At 43.9% G+C, this 603-nt stretch carries 1 pseudogene; it reads right to left on the bottom strand.

Features of this window, described 5'->3' with window-relative positions:
- Positions 1–603: pseudogene (locus ACRCJ0_RS18455) on the bottom strand (ATP-dependent zinc metalloprotease FtsH); the annotation flags it as partial.

Raw genomic sequence — 603 nt, 5'->3', positions numbered from 1 at the left:
TTATTTATTTAAAATTTGCATGAATTGTTGACCGGTAATGGTTTCTTCCTGAATTAAGTATTCAGACAGCTCATCCAATTTTTCGCGGTTATTCATCAAGATTTCGCCGGCTTCTTGATGGGCACGTTTGATCAATTCAATGACTTCTTGATCTGCTTTTTCAGCGGTACCACCGGATACCTGGCTCTGTGTATTGTCAGACAAGTAACGGTTGGTACGACTTTCCAATTGCATCATGCCGAAAGTATCCGACATCCCGTATTGAGTGACCATAGAACGGGCAATTTTCGTCATTTTTTCAATATCATTTGAAGCCCCGGTAGTGATTTCACCAAAGACCACTTCTTCAGCGGCACGTCCACCTGCAAGGGTCATCAATTGATTGTACAACTCTTGTTTGGTGTAAAGTGATTTCTCTCCCGTTTCAACCTGCATGGTATACCCAAGGGCACCTGACGTACGCGGTATAATCGTAATCTTCTCAACTGGCGCTGAACCAGATTGTTGGGCCGCAACAAGGGCGTGACCAATTTCGTGGTAAGAAACGACGCGACGTTCTTCTGGCGATAAGATATCGTTCTTCTTGATTTGACCAGCTAAGAC

The organism is Aerococcus sp. L_32 (genome assembly GCF_050689315.1).
This window is presented reverse-complemented; position numbering and strand designations above follow the sequence as displayed.